The organism is Streptomyces fildesensis, from assembly GCF_016107395.1.
Classification (GTDB): Bacteria; Actinomycetota; Actinomycetes; order Streptomycetales; family Streptomycetaceae; genus Actinacidiphila; species Actinacidiphila fildesensis.
Genome location: NZ_JAAIKO010000250.1, coordinates 1 through 303, shown reverse-complemented (window position 1 = coordinate 303; position 303 = coordinate 1). Strand labels below are relative to the sequence as shown.

Here is a 303-nt window from a genome sequence, read left to right as displayed (position 1 = left end):
CTCGTACAGCATCCGCCACAGCGTTTTCTCCCGCAGGTGCACCTCCCGGCGGGCGACGAGGCGGTCGACCGCCATCTTCGAGCGGGCCGAGGTCTCGGAGTCCGGCACCGCCACCCGCTTCGCCCAGGCCGGGACCGCCGGACCCTCGTAGCCGCGCTCACGGCACCAGCCGAGCCAGGACATCACCGCCGCGCGGCGCGAGTTCCAGGTGTTGACCGCTGCGGTGCCCCACAGCAGTTCCAAGACCTCGCCGATCTCTTCGTCCGCCACCGTCGCCAGCGGCCGGCCCTCGCCGAGCCGTTC

1 pseudogene is annotated in these 303 nt (G+C 72.6%); it reads right to left on the bottom strand.

From position 1 onward, the window contains the following. Positions 1-303 (bottom strand): annotated as a pseudogene (locus C6N31_RS42795) (site-specific integrase); the annotation flags it as partial.